At 54.4% G+C, this 22642-nt stretch carries 16 protein-coding genes; 10 read left to right on the forward strand and 6 right to left on the reverse strand.

Features of this window, described 5'->3' with window-relative positions; translation table 11 throughout:
- Nucleotides 1-4: 4 nt before the first annotated feature.
- Nucleotides 5-1612, reverse strand: coding sequence for a response regulator (locus MKX42_RS08965; RefSeq protein ID WP_340752196.1), 1608 nt, complete (start codon nt 1610-1612; stop codon nt 5-7).
- Nucleotides 1590-3338, reverse strand: coding sequence for a sensor histidine kinase (locus tag MKX42_RS08970; protein ID WP_340752197.1), 1749 nt, complete (start codon nt 3336-3338; stop codon nt 1590-1592). The genes MKX42_RS08965 and MKX42_RS08970 overlap by 23 nt, the downstream gene beginning before the upstream one ends.
- A 118-nt stretch (nt 3339-3456) precedes the next feature.
- On the opposite strand from MKX42_RS08970, the gene MKX42_RS08975 reads away from it, so the two are divergent.
- Nucleotides 3457-5037, forward strand: a complete 1581-nt coding sequence (locus MKX42_RS08975; RefSeq protein WP_340752198.1) for an extracellular solute-binding protein — start codon at nt 3457-3459, stop codon at nt 5035-5037.
- A gap of 276 nt (nt 5038-5313) precedes the next feature.
- On the opposite strand, the gene bglS is transcribed toward MKX42_RS08975, so the two are convergent.
- A complete protein-coding gene (bglS, locus tag MKX42_RS08980; protein WP_445669366.1) occupies nt 5314-6003 on the reverse strand; it encodes a beta-glucanase in 690 nt (229 codons plus the stop codon).
- Nucleotides 6004-6232: 229 nt separating this feature from the next.
- Here bglS and MKX42_RS08985 point away from each other — a divergent pair, with 229 nt between their 5' ends.
- A complete protein-coding gene (locus tag MKX42_RS08985; RefSeq protein ID WP_340752200.1) occupies nt 6233-7300 on the forward strand; it encodes an AI-2E family transporter in 1068 nt (355 codons plus the stop codon).
- A gap of 811 nt (nt 7301-8111) precedes the next feature.
- Entirely contained in the window at nt 8112-10541 is a 2430-nt protein-coding gene (gene leuS, locus MKX42_RS08990) for a leucine--tRNA ligase (RefSeq protein WP_340752201.1), read from the forward strand.
- A gap of 138 nt (nt 10542-10679) precedes the next feature.
- Here the strand turns inward: leuS and comER are convergent, their stop codons facing one another.
- Nucleotides 10680-11531 (reverse strand): late competence protein ComER, encoded by an 852-nt coding sequence (comER, locus tag MKX42_RS08995; protein ID WP_340752202.1) that lies wholly within the window; start codon nt 11529-11531, stop codon nt 10680-10682.
- A 138-nt stretch (nt 11532-11669) separates the two neighbouring features.
- Between comER and MKX42_RS09000 the strand changes: the two genes are divergently transcribed.
- The 7 genes from MKX42_RS09000 to MKX42_RS09030 all read left to right on the forward strand — a co-directional run bounded on the left by MKX42_RS09000 (nt 11670) and on the right by MKX42_RS09030 (nt 20100).
- Nucleotides 11670-12575 (forward strand): ComEA family DNA-binding protein, encoded by a 906-nt coding sequence (locus tag MKX42_RS09000; RefSeq protein ID WP_340752203.1) that lies wholly within the window; start codon nt 11670-11672, stop codon nt 12573-12575.
- A 634-nt stretch (nt 12576-13209) separates the two neighbouring features.
- A complete protein-coding gene (locus MKX42_RS09005) occupies nt 13210-13728 on the forward strand; it encodes a deoxycytidylate deaminase (RefSeq protein ID WP_340752204.1) in 519 nt (172 codons plus the stop codon).
- Nucleotides 13729-13881: 153 nt separating this feature from the next.
- Nucleotides 13882-16674 carry a ComEC/Rec2 family competence protein gene (locus tag MKX42_RS09010; protein ID WP_340752205.1) on the forward strand — a complete coding sequence of 931 codons (2793 nt, stop codon included), beginning with the start codon at nt 13882-13884 and terminating at the stop codon, nt 16672-16674.
- 29 nt (nt 16675-16703) lie between these two features.
- Nucleotides 16704-17654: a sensor histidine kinase gene (locus MKX42_RS09015; protein ID WP_340752206.1), complete on the forward strand. Its 951-nt coding sequence runs from the start codon at nt 16704-16706 to the stop codon at nt 17652-17654.
- Nucleotides 17632-18339 (forward strand): response regulator transcription factor, encoded by a 708-nt coding sequence (locus tag MKX42_RS09020; RefSeq protein WP_340752207.1) that lies wholly within the window; start codon nt 17632-17634, stop codon nt 18337-18339. The genes MKX42_RS09015 and MKX42_RS09020 overlap by 23 nt, the downstream gene beginning before the upstream one ends.
- An 80-nt stretch (nt 18340-18419) precedes the next feature.
- Nucleotides 18420-19346, forward strand: a complete 927-nt coding sequence (locus tag MKX42_RS09025) for an ABC transporter ATP-binding protein (RefSeq protein ID WP_340752208.1) — start codon at nt 18420-18422, stop codon at nt 19344-19346.
- On the forward strand, nt 19339-20100 hold the full coding sequence (locus MKX42_RS09030; RefSeq protein WP_340757641.1) for an ABC transporter permease: 762 nt from the start codon (nt 19339-19341) through the stop codon (nt 20098-20100). The genes MKX42_RS09025 and MKX42_RS09030 overlap by 8 nt, the downstream gene beginning before the upstream one ends.
- 21 nt (nt 20101-20121) lie before the next feature.
- Here MKX42_RS09030 and MKX42_RS09035 read toward each other — a convergent pair whose 3' ends face one another.
- Both MKX42_RS09035 and nrdF read right to left on the reverse strand, forming a co-directional pair.
- Nucleotides 20122-20853 carry an alpha/beta fold hydrolase gene (locus MKX42_RS09035; protein WP_445669367.1) on the reverse strand — a complete coding sequence of 244 codons (732 nt, stop codon included), beginning with the start codon at nt 20851-20853 and terminating at the stop codon, nt 20122-20124.
- Between the two features lie 812 nt (nt 20854-21665).
- Complete coding sequence (gene nrdF, locus MKX42_RS09040) at nt 21666-22625, reverse strand: class 1b ribonucleoside-diphosphate reductase subunit beta (RefSeq protein ID WP_340752210.1); 960 nt, start codon at nt 22623-22625, stop codon at nt 21666-21668.
- Between the last annotated feature and the right edge of the window lie 17 nt (nt 22626-22642).

Consider the following 22642-nt stretch of genomic DNA (forward strand, 5'->3'; position numbering starts at 1 on the left):
GGAATTACAGCGCCCGGTCACGGTATTCATGCGGGGTCATCCCCGCATATTCCTTGAAGAGCTTAATGAAATAATGGGCGTTGGAGTACCCGAGCTCCGAGGAAACTTCATAAATTTTGAGCGGCGTATGGATAAGCAGATACGCCGCTTTTTCCATCTTTACCTGACTGATATAGTCGCTGATGCGCTTGCCGGTCTCCAGCTTGTACATTTTGGAGAGATAGACCGGATGCATCTGGACATGGTCGGCGATGGCCTGTAGGGAGACATAGTGCAGATTGCGGTTGATATACTCATGTACCTTGCCGATCAGCACGGTCCGGCTGTTCCGCCGTTCGGAATCCGTATGCCCTCTCAGCAGAAGGATAACCTCCATGGCCCACTCCCGCAGCTTGTCCGGCGTCTGAAAGGGAGCCTGCTCCAGCAGCGGATTGCCGACAATCTCGCTCAGCAGCTTATTATTCTTGTGGGCGAAGTAATAGAAGGCCGTCTCCAAGTGCAGGCGGGCTTCATGGATATGCTCCAATGACCGCTCGGGACTGTCAAGCAGCTCCGAGATGATAGCGTTCAGCTTGTCTTCAATGCCCTGCCAGTTGTTCGCTTCGAACATGTGGAACAGCAGCGGAGGCTCATACAGCGGCTGGAGAATCTCCACGGGCTGGGAGCTGTTGTTATCCGTAGTATCGAGATAGATGCCGGTCTCGCTGCCGATATGCTGGCGGATCGCGGAGATGGCAGATTGATAGAGAGTGTAGACCTGATCCGGGAAGCCGCCCCAGCCGGTGGTCACCACGGACAGGCCGCCTCCCATCAGGGTGCTGACATGATTCTGCAGCTGATAGGCAGCCTGGGCCACCTCATTTCCCGGATTGCCGCCGTGTTCAAGATCCTCCCTGGGCTGCAGCAGGAATACGAGATAATCATGCACATCCTTGCAGGACCAGATCAGGAACCGGTCCTGGAACAGCTCCTGGGCGATGTTAATGATCGCATATTCGAACAGCAGCATGCTGTGCATATCCTGGCGCCGGAAGAATTCCTCGGGACGGACCACGGCCAGACAGACCGGCAGCCCGGCCCTGAACGGCAGGTCGAACTGGTCCAGCCGCTCCTGGAGCTGCGGCCCGGGCAGCTTCCGTCCCTGCAGCAGCTCCCCGAGCAGGCGGTCCCGCAGGATCGGCAGATGCTCGCGGAAGGTCTGCATCGTCCGCTGGTGGGAGGACCAGGCCTCCCAGTCACTGCGCAGCTTCTCCTGCAGCTTACCGATGACGGCGATCAGCTGATCGTTCGCTATCGGCTTAAGCAGATAGGCGCTGGCCTGCTCTTCAATAGCCTTGCGGGCATATTCAAACTCCGCATAGCCGGTCAGCATCACCACCCGGATATGCTTCCAGCGCTTGCGGATGGCGGCAATCAGCTCGGTGCCGGACAGCTCCGGCATATTGATATCTGTGACTACAATATCGATGGGATGACGCTGGAGCAGCTCCAGCGCCTCATACCCGGAATAAGCTTTGTGGACCTGTCCGAAGCCCATCTCCGCCCAGGGAATTGAAATGGACAGATCATCGACCACATAGGGTTCATCGTCAACCAATAGGATTTGGTGCATCAGGTTCCTCTTTCTTCTCCATACGGAGAGTTGTTATTAGACCGCCTTCCGGTGAAGGGGCAATCATCAGGCCGGAAGCCTCGCCGTAATGTAATTTGAGACGCTGCTGGACATTCCATAGCCCGCAGCCTCCATCATCACGCGTGGTTTCGTTGATACGCACCTGAAGTGCTGCAATAGCTTCCTCTGTCATACCGGCACCGTTGTCCTCTACGGTAATGAGAATGGTTTCCCGGGTATGGCGGCCGGTGATCCGGATGGAGCCCGGGCCGATTTTTCGCTCAATGCCATGAATGATACTATTCTCTACTAGAGGCTGAATCAGCAGCCGCGGAATGTGCAGGTCCAGCAGCTCGCTCTCCATATCCACCTCATAGCGTATTCGCTGCTTCCGCAGGTTCTGGATCTTCAGGTAAGTCTCCAGCAGCTTCAGCTCATCCTGAAGGGTGGTGAGGGAATGATCGACCCTGGTAATATAGCGGTAATATTCGCCCAGACTGAGTGCCATGGCCTCGACAGACTCTGTATCTCCTATGGCAGCTTTGCTCTTGATGAAGAACAGGCAGTTGTACAGGAAATGCGGATTGATCTGTGATTGAAGCTGTTTCAGATGGGCATCCTTGGCCCGGAGCTGCTCCAGATAGACCTGCTCGATCAGCGACTGAATCTTCTCGGCCATATCATTGAATTCCTCATTAAGAAGCGTGAACTCGGGATTGGTCCGGGTATGGATACGTGTAGACCAGCGCCCTTCCTTCATCCGGTTCAGCGAACGCAGCAGCAGGCTCACCGGACGCTGCACTTGGCGGTAGAGCTGCAAGGAGAATAGCAGGCTCATCACCAGCAGGATGGCCGATCCTGTCAGGAAGGAAGAGCGGCTGCTGCGGATCGGCTCAAGAATCTCCTTCAGCGGTGAATAATGCACGACTTGCCAGTCGATGGCCGAGGAGGGCACCGAACTGACCAGGAAGCTGCCCTGCGTAAGGTCGAAGATGTCGGAGGTACTCTTCCCGGCCGTGATATTCAGTACCGCAGTGACCTGCTCCGCCATCTGCCGGTCCGAACTCCGTGAGAGGATGACCCCGAATGACGGATGGTACAAGAAGGTGTCGCCCGTGTTCTGCGACTGGTAGGCATCGAACATCCGTTCAATGTTGGAGACCGGCAAATACATGGACATCAGCAGCTGCGCCTCGCGCGGCCGGCTTGTTGCCTGGGCAGGGTCCGACAAGAGCAGCCGGAAGCCTGCCTCCGCGCCGGCCCTGTCCGCCGAGATATACTCCCAGCCTGCCGGAAGCGGCTTGTGCAGGACAGCGACATCGAAGGACAGCGAGGAATCTGAGCCCAAGGTCTCCCCGCTGAAGGGCTTGTACAAGACAATCCGGTTCTCCCAGGTACTAGAGCTGGTCTGGAGGGACAACTTCTCCAGTACCGTCATAATCGTCTGGGCTGGATCAATAAGATGGCCCAGTTGCGTAATCTGCTCATAATCGCGGATGGTGGGATCTCTTTGCAGGGCATACATGCTGCCCGCGAGCTGGTTGATGTTGTTATCCATCTGCTGGGTCAGGAATTCCAGATGATTGAGGTCGGTGGTTTTGATCTGACTGGTAATGACTCCGACATCCTTACGGTAGGACATTCCGTAGAACAAGAGTGTGGCCGCAATCAGCGAGAGCAGGATTGCCACCATTTTAATGAACAGGTTGGGACGAAATGCCACCATAAAGATCATCCTTTTCAAGACATTTGCTGTAATATGGAGAAGTGTATCATAAGATCATGAAGTCGATTATAATACAATCTGTCCGTCACACCGAACTCTACGAAAAGCAGGTGGTTACATGAAAGTCCGTTCCCCGCTGTTGCTGCTGCTCCTGATCCTGTCAGGCTGCTCCTGGCACAGCACCGAATATAGTCAGCCGCCGGCTTCACCGCAGAGTACAGCCCCTCACTTCGATGTTAAGGAAGGCAAATATGATCCTCCGGTAGACCTGTATACGGTCGGCTCCGTGAACCCCAATCTGAATTTCATCAAAGGGGAGAGCCTGGAGCACAACGTACATACAGCCTGGGCCGAGAAGCGGCTCGGCATCCGAATCCGGTATCTATGGACGATCTCCGGCACCTCAGAGACCTACGCCAACAAGCTGAGGCTGGAGCTGGCCAAAGGCAATATGCCCGACATTGTAACGACCAGAGATGCCGATATTATCCAGGAGCTGATTGATTCAGGGCAATTCATGGAAGTCGGCGACCTGTTCGAGCAGCATGCGTCCGAGGTATGGAAGAAGGCTGTTGCCGAGGATGCCTCGGCATGGAACCCCTTCATGCGCGGCGCGCACAGGTATGCCATTCCCATTATGGATTATGAATATAACTCCGATCCGCTGCTCTGGGTCCGCCAGGATTGGCTGGACAAGCTCCATATGAAAGCCCCGCAGACCCTGGATGAGCTGGAGCAGGTCATGGATGCCTTCGTCAACCAGGACCCGGACGGCAATGGGATCAAGGATACCTACGGCCTCTCGGTTGGATTCCGCAATGGCCCCAGCACCTGGATGGGAGACAGCAGCTGGGTGTTCGGCGCCTATGGTACGGTTCCTGAGCAGTGGAACCGCCGGAGTGACGGCACCCTGGAGTACGGCTCCATCCAGCCCGAAGCAAGGAAGGCTGTCCAGCTCATGAAGCAATGGATGCAGCGCGGTTATTTGAGCGCTGACAGTGCCTGGCTGGATGAAGAGGGCGCGGCGAACCAGTTCATCTCCGGCAAGGCGGGTATCATTGCCGGACCCTACTGGATGCGCGGCTGGCCCCTGTCCTCCTTGACCAAGAGTGACGCCAAGGCGCGTGTCCGGGCAATTGCCGTCCCTTCGGGACCGGGCGGCCTCACCATGAGAAGAGGGACCCTGCCTGTCAACGGTGCCATTCTGATCAATAAGAAGATGAAGCATCCTGAAATCTTTTTTACGTATCAGAATTATTTGTTCGATTCATACGCTACCTCGACCGGTGAATTCGCTCATGGTCTTGCAGAGGGCTATGATTGGACCATGGCGGGCGGCCAGCCGAGCGCCCAATCTTCGGCGCTGCCGCTGGGCGGCATCCGCGTAGCCTCGTACACGCTAACCTTCGACGGGGCCCGGATTCCCTCCGGGGTCATCCGGGAGATCCCGAAGGACATTGCCCCTGTGCTGCTGGGCCAGAAGGAGGCTTCCCGCAAGGAGCAGTTCACGGGACCTCCGACAGCGACGATGAAGCGCGACGGCGAGCTGCTGAAGAAGCTGGAGCAGAAAAGCTTCATCAAAATCATCTTCGCGGACAGCCCGCTTGAAGAATTCGACGAATTCGTGCACAAGTGGAACACCTACGGCGGACTTACTGAAACTATGGAGGTCAATGCCTGGGACCAGAGCAGCCGCTAGATGCCGCAGGGACAAGAAACCGCCTCAATATAAGGCGGTTTCTTGTCGTAGATACACATGGAGCTCCTGCCAACGTACCAGGCGGCGGCTCCAACAATTCTGTTCCTCCTGTGCTGCATTCTTCTATATATCGTACAGAAGGGCGGTTGCAGCCGCCATAACAATGTGGCGATTGGAATAACAAATATTGAAGATGGGTCCCTATGATCAACATAGACAAAAGGACCCCGGCGTATGCCGCTTGCGCATCGCCGGGGTCCATCACCTGCCTGCAAGTTAGTTGCCTGTGAATTTCAGCCAATCGTAATAGGCGTACAGCGGGTTCGCCCCGTTATAGGAACCGAGCCAGGAATCCACTCCCGTTCCGTTCCAGAGGTTCATCATGATTTTACCGGGCCGGGAGGGGATGTTGCTGGTGGCCGTATGCTTCAAGACCCCGTCCACATACCATTTAATATAACCCGGCTGCCAGTCGAAGGCGTACGTATGATAGCTCTGGGAAGCATCAAAGCCAAGATTGACAATCTGCTCATGGCCGCCAACGCCATTGGTGTAATAGTTGAACTGGACCTTGGTGGTGTCCTTGCCGAGGAACTCAATATCGATCTCATCCCAAGGTGTCCCGTCTGAAGGCCCGGTGTAGGTGAAGAAGGAGGAGACGATCCCGCTGTTCTTGGCCGGCTTCATGCTGACCTCGTATTTGCCGTAGCCGTACTTGTAGACAGAGCGGTATTCCGCGCCGTCAAATTTATTATTGCTGGGACTGGTCAGGGCCAGACGAAGCTGTCCGCCACTGGTGAATGAGATATTATTCGCACGCCAGGTACAATTGAACATGGAGCCGTTCGAGTATCCGTCTGCTTTTTGCCAGGTTGCGGGGTTGAAGTAAGTCAGAGGCTCATCAAAGACGGTGGCCGCCGAAACGGACGGAGCTCCTGTCAGCAGACCGGCGAGCAGCAGGGTCATTCCTGCACCGAATAACTTGTGTAGCTTTCTCCTCATATACAATACCCTCCTCAATAATGTAAGCGCTTTACAATATGATTGTAGCGAACCTTGAACCCGGCCACTATACCAACCTGCGAACTAAAATAACAAAAAACCAATTTTTTGCAGAGCAGAGTATTTCATTCCCCTCCCACACATACTAATAGGGCATGATGGTTAAGGGCTGTACACGTTCAGGAGGGAGATTATGGAGGAGTGGTTCCGCAGTAAATGGCTCCGCTGGATGACCGGCGTGCTGCTCTCACTGATTATTCTATATTTTGTCTGGCTGCTCCGTCCGATGCTGAATGGGGTATTCCTGTTTCTAAAAGCGATCCTGGCCCCGTTCCTGGCCGCCATGATTATCTCCTATGTACTGAATCCGGTGGTCACTATGCTCTCCCGGAGAAAAATGCCGCGCAGCGTAGCCGTCCTGCTGATCTATGCAGTGTTCCTGACCTCACTTGCGGTGATTCTGATCAATCTGATCCCGATGTTCATGAAACAGCTGGAGGAGCTGAACGAGCATCTGCCGGAGATGACGCTGCACGCGCAGGGGCTGATGAAGGGCATGAATTCCAGGCTGATTCCGCCCGGGGTAGAGACGGGAATGAATAACTGGTTCTATCAGCTGGAGAACCGCCTGGCCGAAGGCATCTCCTACTTCCTTAATAATATCGCTTCGACCATTGGCCTGCTGTTCAACGCATTCATTGTGCCTTTTCTCGTGTTCTATATTCTGAAGGACTTCGAGGTGTTCGAACGGATGGTGGTATCCTGTCTGCCCCGTTCGCGCCGCAAGTCGATTGTGATGCTGTTAAAAGACATTGATGAAGCGCTCGGCAACTATATCCGCGGGCAGTTTCTCGTCTGCATCATCATCGGCGTGCTCGCTTATATCGGCTACGCGATTATCGGCATGCCTTATGCGCTGCTGTTCGCCTGTGTTGTCGCGGTATTCAACATTATTCCTTATATGGGTCCGTTTCTGGGGGCGGCCCCGGCCATTGTAATGGCCTCAACCTTGTCGTGGCGCCTTGTCCTGCTGGTGGCGGTGGTGAACACCCTGTGCCAAATGCTGGAGAGTAACGTGATCTCTCCTCAGGTTGTAGGACGGAAGCTGCATCTGCATCCGCTGCTGATCATCTTCGCGCTGCTGGTCGGCGGGGAGATCGCCGGAATGATCGGACTGATTCTGGCTGTTCCTTTCTTCGCTGCTGCTAAGGTGGTTATTCAGCATATCATCGGCTATTATATCCGCAGAAGGCCGGCTTGAAGTCACCGTAATTCATCCCGTCACTTGCTGGAACAGGGGAACCTGCGGCTACTTCGGGTGAAAGGATTGACGGTACATGTATCTTTTGGTTATAATGTGGTGAATATTACGATAAGAAGAGTTATCATAGCAGTGCGATGAAGAGGAGTATTAATTCGTGAGACCGTTATTGCAGAGAGCCGGCACCCCAGGTGCGAGCCGGTTAACGGACCGCAGTGAACTCACCTCCGAGTAATGGCGCGAGCCGCAGGTTCCTTAGGGGGACATGCGAGTGAACCGCCGTCGGCTCACCCCCGATACAGGGTGTCAAAGTGAGTGCCGGACAAAGAATGTCCGCCGCTAACTAGGGTGGTACCACGGGAATTCATACCTCTCGTCCCTAGCGATTATACGCTAGGGATGGGAGGTTTTTTTGCGGTTATCCCGGCGGAGCAGCGGGTCCTGGCAGATGGAGCGATTATGTTGACTCGCTCCGGCTCCCGGCCCGGCGAATCATGGGCGGGTACATGGCTTTGCCGTGGTTTTTACGGCCCAGCGAATCATGGGCGGCTCTTGGGCTTTGCTGTTCCGCCGGGTAAGTGAATTGGTTTTTACAGATTTTATGTAAATATAAAGGAACGGAAAGAAATTTTGGAGCTGTAGCAACGTTAGTGGCCGCCTTTATACTCGGATTTCTACCTTGAAGCTTATAATCAGAAATCCGAGTATAACAGCGGGCGGAAGCCCAAATCTTTCTGCAGTGACCCTTATTTACAGTGTTTTTTTACAATAGAGTTACCTATTACAGCCACACTCCAAGGAGGAGCACAAGATGAGCGACAATATTGGATACCGCGCCCAGACCATCGAGCCGAAATGGCAGAAATTCTGGGACGAGAACAAGACCTTTAAGACAAGTGAAGAATCAGGCAAGCCGAAGTTCTACGCCCTGGATATGTTCCCGTACCCTTCCGGCGCAGGACTGCACGTAGGCCACCCGGAAGGCTATACCGCCACTGACATCGTATCCCGCTTCAAGCGGATGCGCGGCTACAACGTGCTGCACCCGATGGGCTGGGATGCCTTCGGACTTCCGGCAGAGCAATATGCGATGGATACCGGCCAGCATCCGCGTGACATTACCTTCAAGAACATTGACAATTTCCGCCGCCAGATCAAGTCGCTGGGCTTCTCCTACGACTGGGACCGCGAAATCAGCACGACCGATCCGGGGTACTACAAGTGGACGCAGTGGATTTTCATCCAGCTGTATAACCGTGGACTGGCTTATGTGGCCGAAGTATCGGTGAACTGGTGCGAGGCGCTGGGAACGGTTCTTGCGAATGAAGAAGTCATCGACGGCAAAAGCGAGCGAGGCGGCCATCCCGTCGTCCGCAGACCGATGCGCCAGTGGATTCTGAAAATTACCGAATACGCCGACCGTCTGCTGGAGGATCTGGAGGAGCTGGACTGGGAAGAGAGCATCAAGGATATGCAGCGCAACTGGATCGGCAAATCGACCGGTGCTGAGGTAACCTTTGCCATTGAGGGGCATGAGGCTGTGCTTGAAGTGTTCACTACCCGTCCCGATACCCTGTTCGGAGCAAGCTATTGCGTACTCGCACCGGAGCATAAGCTGGTGGATGCCATTACCACGGAGGAGCAGAAGGCCGCCGTTGCCGAATACCGCGACAAGGCTTCCCGCAAGAGCGATCTGGAACGCACGGATCTGGCGAAGGAGAAAAGCGGTGTATTCACCGGCGCGTATGCCATTAATCCGGTGAACGGCGCGCAGGTGCCAATCTGGATTGCCGATTACGTGCTGGCCGGCTACGGAACCGGAGCGATTATGGCCGTTCCGGGCCATGATGCCCGCGACTGGGAATTCGCCAAGCAGTTCGGCCTGAACATCATCGAAGTGGTGCAGGGCGGCAATATCGAAGAAGAAGCCTACTCCGGTGACGGTCCGCATGTCAATTCGGGATTCCTTGACGGTCTGTCCAATACTGAAGCGATGGCTCAGATGATCGCCTGGCTGGAAGAGAAGGGCAGCGGCAAGGGCAAAGTGACCTACCGCCTGCGCGACTGGCTGTTCAGCCGCCAGCGTTACTGGGGCGAGCCGATTCCGATTCTGCACCTGGAAGACGGCACGATGAAGACCGTGCCTGTGGATCAGCTGCCGCTGGTTCTGCCGGATGTAGATGCGATCAAGCCATCGGGCACCGGTGAATCTCCGCTGGCGAATGTGACCGAGTGGGTGGAGACAGTTGATCCCGAGACCGGCATGAAGGCCCGCCGTGAGACCAACACCATGCCGCAATGGGCCGGCAGCTGCTGGTACTACCTGCGCTATATCGATCCGCATAACGATCAGGAGCTGTGTTCACCGGAGAAGCAGAAGGAATGGCTGCCGGTTGACCTGTACATCGGCGGAGCGGAGCATGCAGTGCTTCACCTGCTGTATGCCCGCTTCTGGCATAAGGTACTCTATGATATCGGCGTAGTCGATACCAAGGAGCCGTTCCACAAGCTGGTCAACCAGGGAATGATCCTGGGGAACAACAACGAGAAGATGAGTAAATCGCGCGGCAATGTCATTAACCCGGATGAGATCGTAGAAGCTTACGGGGCAGATACCCTGCGCGTCTATGAGATGTTCATGGGACCGCTGGAGGCCACCAAGCCTTGGAACGAGAAGGGTGTCGAAGGCATTCACCGCTTCCTCTCCCGCGTATGGCGCCTGTTCGTGAATGAAGACGGCAGCCTCAGCGCGAAGATTACAGAGGGCGGCGGCACGGATGAATTCAAACGCACCTGGCATAAGACGCTGAAGAAGGTCACCGAGGATTTCGAACTGCTGCGCTTCAATACGGCGATCAGCCAGCTGATGATCTTCATCAATGACGCTTATAAGCAGGAGAGTCTGTCCAAGGAAGCAGCTGAACATTTCGTGCAGATGCTGTCCCCGCTGGCACCGCATATTGCCGAAGAGCTGTGGGAACTGCTGGGCCATGAAGGAAGCATCAGCTATGTCGCTTGGCCGGCCTATGATGAAGCCTTGACTGTAGATGCTGAGGTTGAGATCGTGGTTCAGGTGAACGGTAAAATCGTCCAGCGCGCGCTGATTCCGGCGGATATGGGCCAGCAGGAGATGCAGGACCACGCCCTGGCCCTGCCGAATGTGAAGGCGGCCGTCGAAGGCAAAACCGTACGCAAAATCATTGCCGTTCCCGGCAAGCTGGTAAATATCGTAGTGGGTTAAGCGAAGAACGCAATTCTGCCCGCAGCAACGGAGGTATCCGTGCTGCGGGCTTTCTTGGTTTCGGGCGCTTTCTGCGGAGGTGGAGGGGACCGCTGGTTGTTCTATGGAGGAAATGGCGCTGATAATGGATACATTTTGCTAGCGGTCGAGTCGGCTCTGGGCGATGCTGCCGAGGCCGAACAGCTCGTCGAGCTTTTCCACATCCTCATCATATTTGTCATGTGTGGTGGTAATCAGACGTTCAAATACCCCCTCCAGACTAGTCTGCAAGTGATTCAGGGCTTGCGCGGTAATGCCCCCGCGGACGGCAACCCGCTCCTGCAGCTCCTGCGGGGTGAACGAGCCTTCGGTCAGCAGCTTGCCCGTACCCAGCAGCATCTCACCCGCCAGCCGGGTAACCAGGGCTTCGTCGATGCCAGTTGCTTCCACAGCCGCTTCAATCCACCGCTCCAGGAAATAGCTCAGAAAGGCCGGACCGCAGCTGGAGAAATCTGAGGCAATCCGCGTATGACCCTCAGGAATTTCCTCAGGAACTCCAATGCAGGAGAATAGCTGGAGCAGCAGGAGCCTGTCTTTATTATTTAATCGGCTTCCGAAAATGCACAGCGAACTCCCGCCTCTGACGGAATGGGTGATGCTGGGAATGATTTTGGCCACCTTGGAGGGCAGGGCCGATTCCAGATGGTAGAGCTGCACAGGGCTTGTAATAGATACAACAATCTGGTCGCTGCGCAGATAAGGAGCGATCTCATCGGTTACCCGCTTGAACTGCAAAGGCTTGACGCACAGGAACACGAGGTCGCTCTCCGAGGCGGCTTCGATATTGCCGGAGCATAGGGTGATTCCGGGATGAAGCTTCTTCAACTCCATCAGCCTGCCCGGGCTGCGGTTGCTGGCCATCACATCACATGGATCAAGGGCTCCCGACCGAAGGAAGGTGTCGATCAGCAGACTTCCCATGCTGCCTGTTCCAATAAATCCCACTTTCATCCTGTGGTACCTCCTTTCTTATGCTGCTGGCTTACAGGAATACTCTTCGTTAAATGTATGCACGCCAGACTTGGACCAATGACAGGTTTTAATCGGATTATTGAATAAAATTCCAGTTCGATGAGGGAGGACAACCTGATGGATAAAAGAATGATCATCTGCGCCATCACCGCCGCGCTGCTGGGCGGTGGCCTGGTGTGGGCTGCAGACCACAGAGCACAGGACGCCGGCATCGCCGGATGGTCGACACTGAACACCGGAATGGCGCAGGCGCTGGGAGTGGCGGACGAAGGTGAGGCCGGCAGTGCAGCCGCCGGGGCTGATGGCGGGAGTTCCGCGGACGGGGCAGCTGGCGGGAGTGTGGCGGCGGGTGGAAGTATGGCAAGTGGAGCGGCAGGCGTTGAGGAAGCTGGTAACGGTACGGCCGGTAGTGGAGTTGTTGGTGGTGCGGTCACCGGTGGCGGAACGGCGGGGAGTGGAGTAACAGGTGGCGAGATTGCTGGTGGCGGAACGGCGGGGAGTGGAAATGTTGGCGGGAATCAGGCTGGTGGTAATGCCGCGCTCACTGGTGGCGGAACAGCAGGGGGTGGAGCGGCTGGGGGGAGTGTAACAGGTGGTAATACAGCGGGGAGTGGAGCAACTGGCGGGAGTATGGCAGGTGCAGCGGGTAGCGGAGTTGTTGGCGGTGCGGTCACTGGTGGCGGAACAGCAGGCGCTGGAGCGGCAAGTGCCGGGATAGCGGGGGCGGCAGACGCAGGAGGACCCGGAGGAGCGGCAGGAAGCGGCGGTGCAAGTGGAGCGGCGGCTGCAACAGCTGGAGCCGCTGGCATTGCAGCCCCGGCAGCAGCTGACGGACGGATCAATGTGAATACAGCCGATGCCAAAGCCCTCATGGATCTGCCGGGCATCGGAGAGAAGAAGGCGCAGGCGATTATCGACTACCGCACCAGTAAGGGAGCCTTCCGCAGCGCGAACGAGCTAGGGAAGGTGAAGGGCATCGGCCCCAAGCTGCTGGAGAAGCTGAAGCCTCTCGTGACTTTTTAAGGCTGCCGTCCTGATTGTATACGAACAATCTGTCTCCCGTGGGAAGCAGTTGGATTTTATACACTTAATAAATCTCTAACGTTTCCCTGACGAACAGTAAGTGGATTTAGGGCAGCTAATTTGGTCCGAATGCGCTGAATCAGCGATTTGTAACGAATGAAGTGTCGTTTTTCCAACTACTATTATATCTTCGGTGCTTTTGCCAGCAACAGTTGTAGTTTTTCCACTTAACGGGCTTCACTCTCAGAGCATGGGCTGAGGCATAGTAAGTTTCAATTGCACTCTGTACATTAGATTAGCCATAAATCTGCCTGAAAACTGAATCTGCTGCACTTCGTACATTAGAATTTTGAAAAAGAGGGTCTTTGGAGACTAAATCAGAGAATCAATTGTATGAAGTGCAGCAGAACGTTACTTAGGCGCTGAGAATGCAATTTCTATTGTATGAAGTGCAATCACACCCCACTCTACCCACTCTAGGGATGAGCAAATGTGGTGTAGAAGTGGCGGCATGGGAAATTTAGGCGAGAGTTAGGCGAAATGTACGTTGTTGCGGGCTATCAATATCCTAGTGAAAACGCAGCCAGGTATGCTACAATAATGAACAACTATTTAGAGAAAGTGGAGATTGCTGATGACTGTGGCTTACCGCAAGAACTGGGATACATACTTCATGGATATTGCCTGCATGGTCTCCACCCGTTCGCGCTGTCCCCGCCGCCATGTCGGCGCGGTGCTGGTGCAGGGGAAGAAGCTGCTGGGTACGGCCTATAATGGTGCACCGATGGGCGTTCCTGACTGCTCGGAAGCAGGCTGTATGGTCTCTGAGCAATACGAGCGTGAGATGATTGACGGTGTAGAGACAATGGTCAAAAAGCAGCGCTGCATCCGCACAATCCATGCGGAGCAGAATCTGCTGCTGTTCACCGACCGGAGCGACCGGGAAGGCAGTACGGTCTACGTGACGGATGAACCCTGCTGGACCTGTGCCAATATGCTGGCTAACAGCGGAATCGTTGAGATTGTCTACCTGCGTCCTTACAAGAAAGACATGGAGAAGGTGCAGGCGATGCTCTCCTCCAAAGGAATCGTGTTCCGCCAATTGGAGAACTACGAGCCGCCTAAGGAAACGATGATTTCGATATCTGAGTAACGGCGTACATCGGCAGGATTCAATTATAGTTCGAGTGAACAAGATCCGATAGAATATGGACTGACCCCAGAGGAAGAACCTCTGTACACGCATGTAGGATGCGTATGCAGAGGTTTTTTGGCGTCTAGAGCTAATTAGGAAGGAGAGATGATCATGAACAGAAGGCCGTTACTAAGCTTCACGGTTTGCTGGGTGGCGGGAAGTGCCGCAGGTTGTTTGTTCTCTGGCCACAGTCTGCTGTTCTGCCTCGCCGTGATGCTGTTGCTGCCTGTAGTCTGGGCGGTGAGCGGCGGCATACGCTGGAGGGCGGCAGCGTTGTTGGTTATGGGATTGATTGTGTCGGCCCTATACTGGGAATATAGTGAGGTACGAAATGTGAGTCTGTTGCCTGGTGTGCTGGGGCAACCGGTGAGCGAACTGAATGAGGCTTATGTAACAGCTGCAGGCGTTATTGCTTCTCCGGTGGAGCGGGACGGGGACCGGGTTGATTTTGTCGTGAAGCTGTCCGGGATCAGATTGCATCAGCAAGGGGAACAGTCTGCAGCGGAAGGAGAAGAAGGAAAGAAGGCAAAGGTATTCAATCCGAATCTTGCGGCAGAGACAGATGCAGCGGGAGCCGTGGAGAAGAAACAAGCTAAAGGTGAACTTGTAGCTATACAGATCAAGCTCCAGGAGGAGAGTGAGATTGCGGTGGCTGCGCAGTGGCAGCGGGGAGACCAGGTGGTCATTGAGGGGGAATTGATACGGCCCCAGATAACGCGCAACTTCGGCGGATTCGACTACCGTTCCTATCTGCTCACCCAAAAGATTCACTGGCTGCTTAAAGGGGAGGGAATAACCAGTGTAGAGGCTAAACCTCCAATCTCGTGGGAACCATCCACTATTCTGCGCTGGAATGATAAGGCAAGATCTGTGCTCGGTGCAGAAATGAGCCGCTTATTTCAGGAGCCTCATGCGGGTTATATGAAGGGTCTTGTCATCGGCATCCAAAAGGAACTGGACCCGGAGACCTTCAGACAGTTCTCGCAGCTCGGGCTCACCCATATCCTGGCCATTTCGGGGATGCATGTAGCGGTGTACGTCGGAGTAATCCTAATTCTTCTGCGCCGCTGCCGCTTGACCAGAGAAACCGCACTGACGGTGACCCTGCTGCTGGTTCCTGTCTATGTGCTGCTGTCCGGGGCCGGACCGTCTGTGATCCGCGCCGGGATCATGAGCATGATTGCCCTGCTGGCGGCAAGGCTGGGCATGCTCAAGGATGGACTGAATATTCTGGCCGCATCGGCCCTGATGATGCTGGTCTGGAATCCTTATCTGCTGCTTAGTGTCAGCTTTCAGCTGTCTTTTCTGGTGACGGCCGGACTCATGGTGTATACACCGCTCGCTGCGCCGCTATTCAGGCGGTTACCGGGCTGGCTGGGCAGCAGCCTCTCGGTAACGATTATTGCTCAACTGGTCTCGTTCCCGCTGACGATCTATTATTTCAACCAATTCTCGCTGTTATCCGTTGTGGCCAATCTGCTCTTGGTTCCCTTTATCACCTTCCTGGTGTTGCCACTGGGAACGCTGGTACTGATGCTTGGACGGGTATGGAATGCCGCAGCACTGTTGATCGCTCAACTGGCGGAGCTGCTCAATAACGCTACCTTTGCAGTCGTAGAGTGGGTGAACAGCTTCACCTCCGGGGTGCTGATCTGGGCATCGCCGTCAATCCTGTGGATCTGCCTCTACTACTGCCTGTTATATGGTTTGTTACACATGTTGAAACGGAGGACTGAGGCCAAGCTTGTTCCCCAGTTCATGGACGATGAGACCCGCCCGCTGGCGGAGCTGGAGAGGGCGGAACCGAGAGGTAAAGGCCGGTGGAAGATCGGCAGAAACGTCAATAGCAAATATGGAAACACCACCAACCAGCCAGATTTGCTATCTACTGCGAACAGCAGAATAGCGGCGCTGGCTTTCCAATCTTACCCTCAATCAAGCCTATCACGATGGAGTTATCTTGTAGTCATACTGTGCGTTGTAGGCCTGACCATTCTGCTCTACAAAGGCTATAACGCCGAAACTCTACGCGACGGCTCCGGTTCCATCAGCTACCTGGATATAGGTCAGGGGGACAGCAGCCTGATTACCACTCCGGGCGGAGCTCATATCTTGGTGGATGGCGGCGGGACCGTGAGCTTCGGCAACCGGGAGGAATGGCGTATCCGCCGCAGCCCGTTCGAGGTTGGAGCGAAGACGCTGCTGCCGCTCTTGAAGCAGCGGGGCATTCACCGGCTTGACGCGGTTATCCTGACGCATGGCGATCAGGACCATGCCGGAGGGCTGCAGGCTGTGCTGGAAGGGATGCCGGTATCGGCAATGCTGTTTAACGGGACATTGGCTGACACGGAGCCGTACTCCAAGCTGATGACGACTGCGCTGGACGCGGGTGTCCGGCTGTATCCGGTACAGCAGGCCATGACGCTGGCCCCGGACGAGGCCACGCGGCTGAACTTCCTCTGGCCGGAGCCGCCAGCGGATGGACAGACCCTGCCGGAGAAAGTGGAAGACCAGAACCACGAATCGGTGGTGTTCCGGCTGGAGATGAACGGCCGGAGCTTTCTTTTCACAGGAGATATGGATGAGGCGGCAGAGGAAGCCATCCTACATTTCGCAAGTCAATCCGGGATTAAGCAAGGCAACCCCATCGACGTCCTCAAGGTCGCCCACCACGGCAGCAAAACCGCTACCAGTGTAGACTGGCTCGCCTTCTGGAACCCGGGGGCCGCTGTGATCTCAGCGGGTGTGAATAACCTCTATGGCCATCCGCACGGGATCGTGCTGGAGCGCCTGTCCGATACCGGAACCCGCGTCTACCGGACGGATCAGCAGGGGGAGATTCAGCTCAGAGTGGGCAAGGAGGGCATCACTGTACGTCATCAGCTCACCTCCTACTCAGACTAAGACTCTGTAATCGTATATAATAACCTCATATGAGAGGAGTTGATCGTATCCTTATTGTTCTGGCAGGACTCCTGCTGCTGCTGATCGGCCAGACGGTCTACCTGCTGAATTACCGGAGACAGGTCAGTCAGATCAGCAGCCAGCTGTCTTTTATCATGGAGCATGAATCCCGTAAGCTGGTAGCTACCCAGTTGAAGCCGAGGGAGATTGGCAGGCTGGTGCGGGAGTGCAATAACCTGTTAAGCCGCCAGCGGGCGATGGGAGAACAGTTCAGCCGCAAGAATCAGGAGATGAATCTGGCGATTACCAGTCTGTCGCATGATATCCGGACACCGCTCACTTCACTGGATGGTTACCTTCAGTTGGCGCTGCGGACAGAGGCGGTGCAGGAGAAGGGGCGTTACGTAGCGCTTGCCCAGTCGAGAATACAGCAGATTATCAAGCTGGTGGATGAGCTGTTCCTCTATACCAAGCTGCAGAATCCCGAATACAGCCTGGAGCTGCAGCCCGTGGACGTTATGGAGGTGCTGAAGCGGAATTTGTTCACCTTCATCGATGCCTTCGCCGGATCGGAGAGTGAGCCCGAGCTACGTCTGCCGGAGCATTCTCCCCGGGTGATGGGGGATCTCCATGCACTGGAACGAATCTTTACCAATATCATCAGCAACTATTTCATCCATGGCGAAGGCCTGCTGACCATAGAGGCTGAAGACAGGCAGGAGATGTTGTGTATACGCTTCACTAACCGGCTTAAGGCAGGCAGCAGGGTGGATACGGAGAAGATATTTACCCGCTTTTACAAAGAAGATCCGTCGCGTACCCGGCATTCCTCAGGTCTTGGACTCTCGATTGTGAAGGCGCTGATGGAGAAAATGAACGGTCATGCAGAGGCCGGGAGTACAGCGGATACCTTCAGTATATTAATAGGATTATCAAAAAGGGGGGAGGAGCATAGCCGTGAGTACCCATCTCAAGGATAACGGGCAGCGCAGAAGAATTCTCATCGTTGAGGATGACGAGCATATTAACGCAATTCTGCATGACGGGCTTACCTCCGCAGGGTATCAGTGCACCCAGTCCTATTCAGGCAGTGAAGGGATGCTGAATCTGGCGGAGCGCGAGTATCACCTGATTGTCCTGGACCTGATGCTGCCCGGGTTGTCCGGCGAGGCGTTCATGCACCGTTTGCGTGAGGAGATGAAGTCCCGGGTTCCGGTGATTGTCCTCTCAGCCAAGGATCAACTCAGGGATAAGCTGGATCTGTTCACGCTGGGCGCTGATGATTATGTGACCAAGCCCTTTGAGCTGGAGGAGCTGATTGCCCGCATCCATGTTCATATCCTGCGGACGGCTGCCGGTGAGCCGTTGAAGGAGTTGAGGCATAAGAATCTGGTGCTGGACTGCACAGCCTACAGTGTCAGGATTCATGGCAGCGTGCTTGCTCTGACTCGTCAGGAATACCGGATTGTGGAACTGCTGGTCAGGAATCCTTCCCGCGTGTTCACGAAGCAGGATCTCTATGAGCTGGCCTGGGAGGAGATCTATCTGGGCGAGGACAAGACGATAACGGTACATGTCAGCAATATCCGCAATAAAATCAAGGCGCACGACAGCGAAGCCTATATCGATACGGTCTGGGGCATCGGCTTCCGGCTGAGTCCATGATGAACTTTGAACTTTCTTAATCTTTTGTTGGCGAACTATTAGTCTTCATCCTGTTAACTTAGGGTAAGGAGGTGGCAGATATGACAGATTGCATCATTGAGCTATGCGGACTGACCAAGATGTACCAATCGAAAGCGGCAGTGCGGAATGCCAATCTCAAAATCTATAGAGGAGAGATTGTCGGCATCATCGGGAAGAACGGGGCGGGCAAATCCACGCTGCTCAAAATGATCAGCGGACATGTGTATCCGACCTCGGGAGAGCTGCATTTCTTCAACCGTGCGGCGGCGGGGGACCAGTCTTTTTTTGAGCGGATGGGGGTGTTGATTGAGCATCCCGGGTTATACCCGAATGTGTCGGCCTACGAGAACTTGAAGCTGCTCACTATCGCGTATGGTCTAAGTGACAGGGAGCTAACGATCGCGAAGCTGCTGAAGCTCGTAGGGCTGGACCCTAAGAATACCGCCAAAGTCAAAAGCTATTCCATGGGCATGAAGCAGCGGCTGGGGATCGCGGTGGCTCTGCTGGGAAGTCCCGATGTGCTGATTCTGGATGAGCCGATTAACGGGCTTGATCCGCAGGGAATTGTGGAGATTAGGGAGCTCATCCTGGAGCTGAACGCAGCGGGCCTGACGATTCTGATCTCCAGTCACATTCTGGAGGAGCTCTCCAAAATCGCCACCAAGTATGCCATCATCCATCAGGGAGAATTCGCCGAGGTGATCTCCAAGGAAGAATTGCAGCAGCGCTGTGAGGAACGGATCGAGATTAGTGTGGAGGAAGCCCGGGAGGCTCTCCCGGTGCTGGAGCGCGAGCTGAAGATTACACAATATAAAGTGGTGGACAGCCGCACGGTGTATGTATACGACGAGCATATCCGCATCCGGCAGATCGTTCAGGTGCTGGCGCAGCATGGGATAATGGTAGATTCCATAGCGAGGCACAAGCAGAGCCTGGAGCAGTATTTCCTGGAACGCACGGAGAGTGCAGGTGAACGCCATGATTAACCTGTTCAAAATGGACTTTTACCGCTTCAGACGAAACAAGATTATGTACCTGCTGCTGCTCCTGTTCTGTGCGTTTCAGATCTTCGGCATTTATATGATGAAGCAATACGAGCAACCGGTGGAGGGCCGTCCCCTGCTAAGCAGCTTAACGGAGAGCGATTTCATCCAGTATATGATTTCGCAGCCGCCTTCCTGGATGCTGATTTATATTGCGGTGTTCACGATCTACTTCTATATGAGCGAATGGAATTCCGGCTTCTCCAAGAATTATATCTCCATGCGGCAGGCCAGAAGCCACTCCGTGTTCTCCAAAATGGCGATTCTCGCCCTGTTCGTGACCATGATGTTCCTGACTCTGCTAGTTGCAGACGGAATTGCGAGAAAACTGTTATGGGACCAGACCGATCTGGGAGATCCGGGGGCGTTCATTACTTTGCTGGCGGGCCAATTCCTGCTGCACTGGGCGTTCTCGCTGCTGATTCTTTGTATAGCTATGATAACCCGGAACCTGCTTATTAGCTTAAGTGCCAGCATCGTTCTGGCTCTGAATGTGATCGGCATGGTGCTAGGGGCGCTGGAAAATCTGTTAACGGACATTCATTTGACCAAATATCTGCTGATTAACACGCTTGTGCGGGTCAAGGATCTGGGCAGCATGGCTGATCTGATTCATATGTTTGGAGTGGCGGTTGCCGCGATTCTATTCCTGAGTTATTTTGCTGTCCGCTACAAAATCAGGGAGGATCTGAACTAGCATCACTTCGTGCCTGAGGGATCAGATTCTTTTGCATTCCCCGGGCAACTCCTCATCCTGTATCCAGGCCTCAACCAGCTCATTGAACAGCTCCGGCTTCGCCAGAGGGACTCCGTGTCCAATCCTGGGAATCACCAGGCCCGTACTATGGGGATTTGCAGATACCAGATCCCGGGCGGATTGCTTCATGACGGATTTCTCCAGTTCACCTACGGTAACCAGAATCTTGCCTGCGGCGTCACTGAATCCGGCTGGAATGCGGAACGACATATTCTCTTCCAGCACCCGGATCAGCGTCTTCAGCTCCATCTGCAGGCTCTCTTCAACATACCGTTCCAGGTATTCCTCGCCCAGATAGAGCGTCTTGGCCTGGAGCCTCGCGAACCATCTGTACTTAATCAGTGGAAAAGACAGCCTGAGCGCCGGTCCGATCAGCCTGCTGGCGGAAGGGATCGGCCGCACCAAAGCGCTGTTGATGATGGCATAATCAATCAGCTCCGGTCTTATCCCCAGCATCTGAACCAACACCTGTGCGCCCAGCGAGAAGCCGGTAACAACAATCTTTCTTCCCTGAGCCCGCTCCTCAATAATGGATACAAGCTCCTCCGCAATGCTGCGGATCGTGAACTCCTGATCCTCCCGGCTGAACCCGTGCCCCGGCAGATCCGGGACCAGACAATGATAACCGGCGAACGCCGCCACCTGCTTCTCCCACATCCACCCGCTCACGCCCCCGCCATGCAGGAAGACCATCAGACATTCCCCATTCGGGTCACCGTATTCTTGGATATGTATAGCCACTCCGCATACCTCATTCCTGTAAATGAATGAACCTTCCCTACTCCTACGTACGAGTAACAATATAGTCTCATAGAAACCCCCTAAACTAGTAGGTTCGGTTTTCGACGCATACATTTGACCCTATGGTCTCATTGCAAATCCCTTGCACCCTGATCAGGCACGGCAACCCTCAGCAAGCGAGCTAATATTAGGCTGATATTGCACCTGTTGCCGACTGCTACTCTTACATTCAAGTAAGTGATTGTATTTCCTGCAATAGAAAGCGCATAGCTGACCGTTAAAGGAGATTCTATTGTACTTCATACAGTAGAATGTTGGGTTTTGGGTGAAAAATGAATTTTTTCAACATTCCATTGTACGGAATACAATAGATTCTATTTTGAAGGCTTTTTTACAGTATTCTAGTGTACAAAATGCAATTGCTATCGTTCCAACGCCTACAGCATCGATTGACTGCTGCGGATTGAGCGCTGGCTCGTTAAGTGATCTACTAGTTTGAATGTATCCTAAAAAAAGCCCCGGCAGCTTGTCCAAGCTGCCGGGTGCTCATTCTACATACCATCCAATAAATTGAACTTGTTATTTACAAATAAAGGGTGAGTGGTGGAGGGGGATTTTGGAACTGTAGGAGCGGAAGCGTCCGCCTTTGTATCCGGATTTCAACCGCGCACAGCGGTACAATTGAAGAAATCTGGATACAACAGCGGCCGGAAGTCCAAAACTTCTCTGGAGCCACGACTATCCCGGAATCGGAATGTACAAGTTTAAAACTTAAAATCCTCATCCCGCAAAGGCTCCACATTCATCGCCCGCACATACCCGTTACCCTTCTTCGAGAAGAAGTCATGCTGCTTCGTGTGGGTGCTGATCCCGTTCTGCACGATCGGGTTAATCTCTTCCTCATCGAACAGCGGATCATGGCCGAGGTTCATCATCGCCTTGTTGGCATTGTAGCGCAGGAAGGTCTTCACTTCCTCCACCAGGCCAATCGGGGCGTAGATCTGCTCGGTGTATTGCTCCTCGTTCGCATGGAGCAGACGCAGCAGGCCGACCAGGGTCTGGTAGACATCGCTCTGGTCTTCTTCGGACAGCTCCTCGAAAATTTCCTGGGCCAGCACGCCGACATAGACGCCGTGGATGCTCTCATCGCGCAGGATCAGGTCGATGATCTCGCCGCTGCAGGTCATTTTGCCCTGTCCGGCCAGATAGAGCGGGTAGAAGAAGCCGCTGTAGAACAGGTAGCTTTCCAGCAGGACCGACGCGGACATCGCCAGATAGAGGTCTTTCTTCGTCTCAATCTTTTGATAATACTCCGAGATCGTCTGGGCCTTGAACTGCAGGAACGTGTTGTCCTCCACCCAGCGGAAAATCCCGTCGATCTCCTCAGTCGAAGCCAGGGTGGTGAAAATGCTGCTGTACGACTTCGCATGAATCTGCTCCATCATGCCCATGAAGCCGAGGACCGCCTTGCGCTGCAAGCCGTCTACATGCTCCATAATCTGCGGCATGCCTACGCCGCCCTGAATCGTATCCAGCAGGGTCAATCCGCCCAGCACCTTCATATAAGAGTCCTTCTCGATCTCACTTAGCGTGAGCCAGGACATTTTGTCATCAGATAGTGGTATTTCGTCATCGGTCCAGAACTGCATAATATTCTGATTCCAGAACATCAGCGAGAAATCGTCGTCGGGACGGTTCCAGTTCACGGCTTGAATTGCGCTCATAATCGTATATTCTCCCT

The organism is Paenibacillus sp. FSL R7-0204 (assembly GCF_038002225.1).
In the GTDB taxonomy this organism is placed as follows: domain Bacteria; phylum Bacillota; class Bacilli; order Paenibacillales; family Paenibacillaceae; genus Paenibacillus_AQ.

What these genes read in the sequence shown, in the direction of transcription:
- MKX42_RS08965 (WP_340752196.1), bottom strand. Translation starts at nt 1,612, where the DNA reads ATGCACCAAATCCTATTGGTTGACGATGAACCCTATGTGGTCGATGAT.
- MKX42_RS08970 (WP_340752197.1), bottom strand. Translation starts at nt 3,338, where the DNA reads ATGGTGGCATTTCGTCCCAACCTGTTCATTAAAATGGTGGCAATCCTG.
- MKX42_RS08975 (WP_340752198.1), top strand. Translation starts at nt 3,457, where the DNA reads ATGAAAGTCCGTTCCCCGCTGTTGCTGCTGCTCCTGATCCTGTCAGGC.
- bglS (WP_445669366.1), bottom strand. Translation starts at nt 6,003, where the DNA reads ATGACCCTGCTGCTCGCCGGTCTGCTGACAGGAGCTCCGTCCGTTTCG.
- MKX42_RS08985 (WP_340752200.1), top strand. Translation starts at nt 6,233, where the DNA reads ATGGAGGAGTGGTTCCGCAGTAAATGGCTCCGCTGGATGACCGGCGTG.
- leuS (WP_340752201.1), top strand. Translation starts at nt 8,112, where the DNA reads ATGAGCGACAATATTGGATACCGCGCCCAGACCATCGAGCCGAAATGG.
- comER (WP_340752202.1), bottom strand. Translation starts at nt 11,531, where the DNA reads ATGAAAGTGGGATTTATTGGAACAGGCAGCATGGGAAGTCTGCTGATC.
- MKX42_RS09000 (WP_340752203.1), top strand. Translation starts at nt 11,670, where the DNA reads ATGGATAAAAGAATGATCATCTGCGCCATCACCGCCGCGCTGCTGGGC.
- MKX42_RS09005 (WP_340752204.1), top strand. Translation starts at nt 13,210, where the DNA reads ATGACTGTGGCTTACCGCAAGAACTGGGATACATACTTCATGGATATT.
- MKX42_RS09010 (WP_340752205.1), top strand. Translation starts at nt 13,882, where the DNA reads ATGAACAGAAGGCCGTTACTAAGCTTCACGGTTTGCTGGGTGGCGGGA.
- MKX42_RS09015 (WP_340752206.1), top strand. Translation starts at nt 16,704, where the DNA reads ATGAGAGGAGTTGATCGTATCCTTATTGTTCTGGCAGGACTCCTGCTG.
- MKX42_RS09025 (WP_340752208.1), top strand. Translation starts at nt 18,420, where the DNA reads ATGACAGATTGCATCATTGAGCTATGCGGACTGACCAAGATGTACCAA.
- MKX42_RS09030 (WP_340757641.1), top strand. Translation starts at nt 19,339, where the DNA reads ATGATTAACCTGTTCAAAATGGACTTTTACCGCTTCAGACGAAACAAG.
- MKX42_RS09035 (WP_445669367.1), bottom strand. Translation starts at nt 20,853, where the DNA reads ATGGTCTTCCTGCATGGCGGGGGCGTGAGCGGGTGGATGTGGGAGAAG.
- nrdF (WP_340752210.1), bottom strand. Translation starts at nt 22,625, where the DNA reads ATGAGCGCAATTCAAGCCGTGAACTGGAACCGTCCCGACGACGATTTC.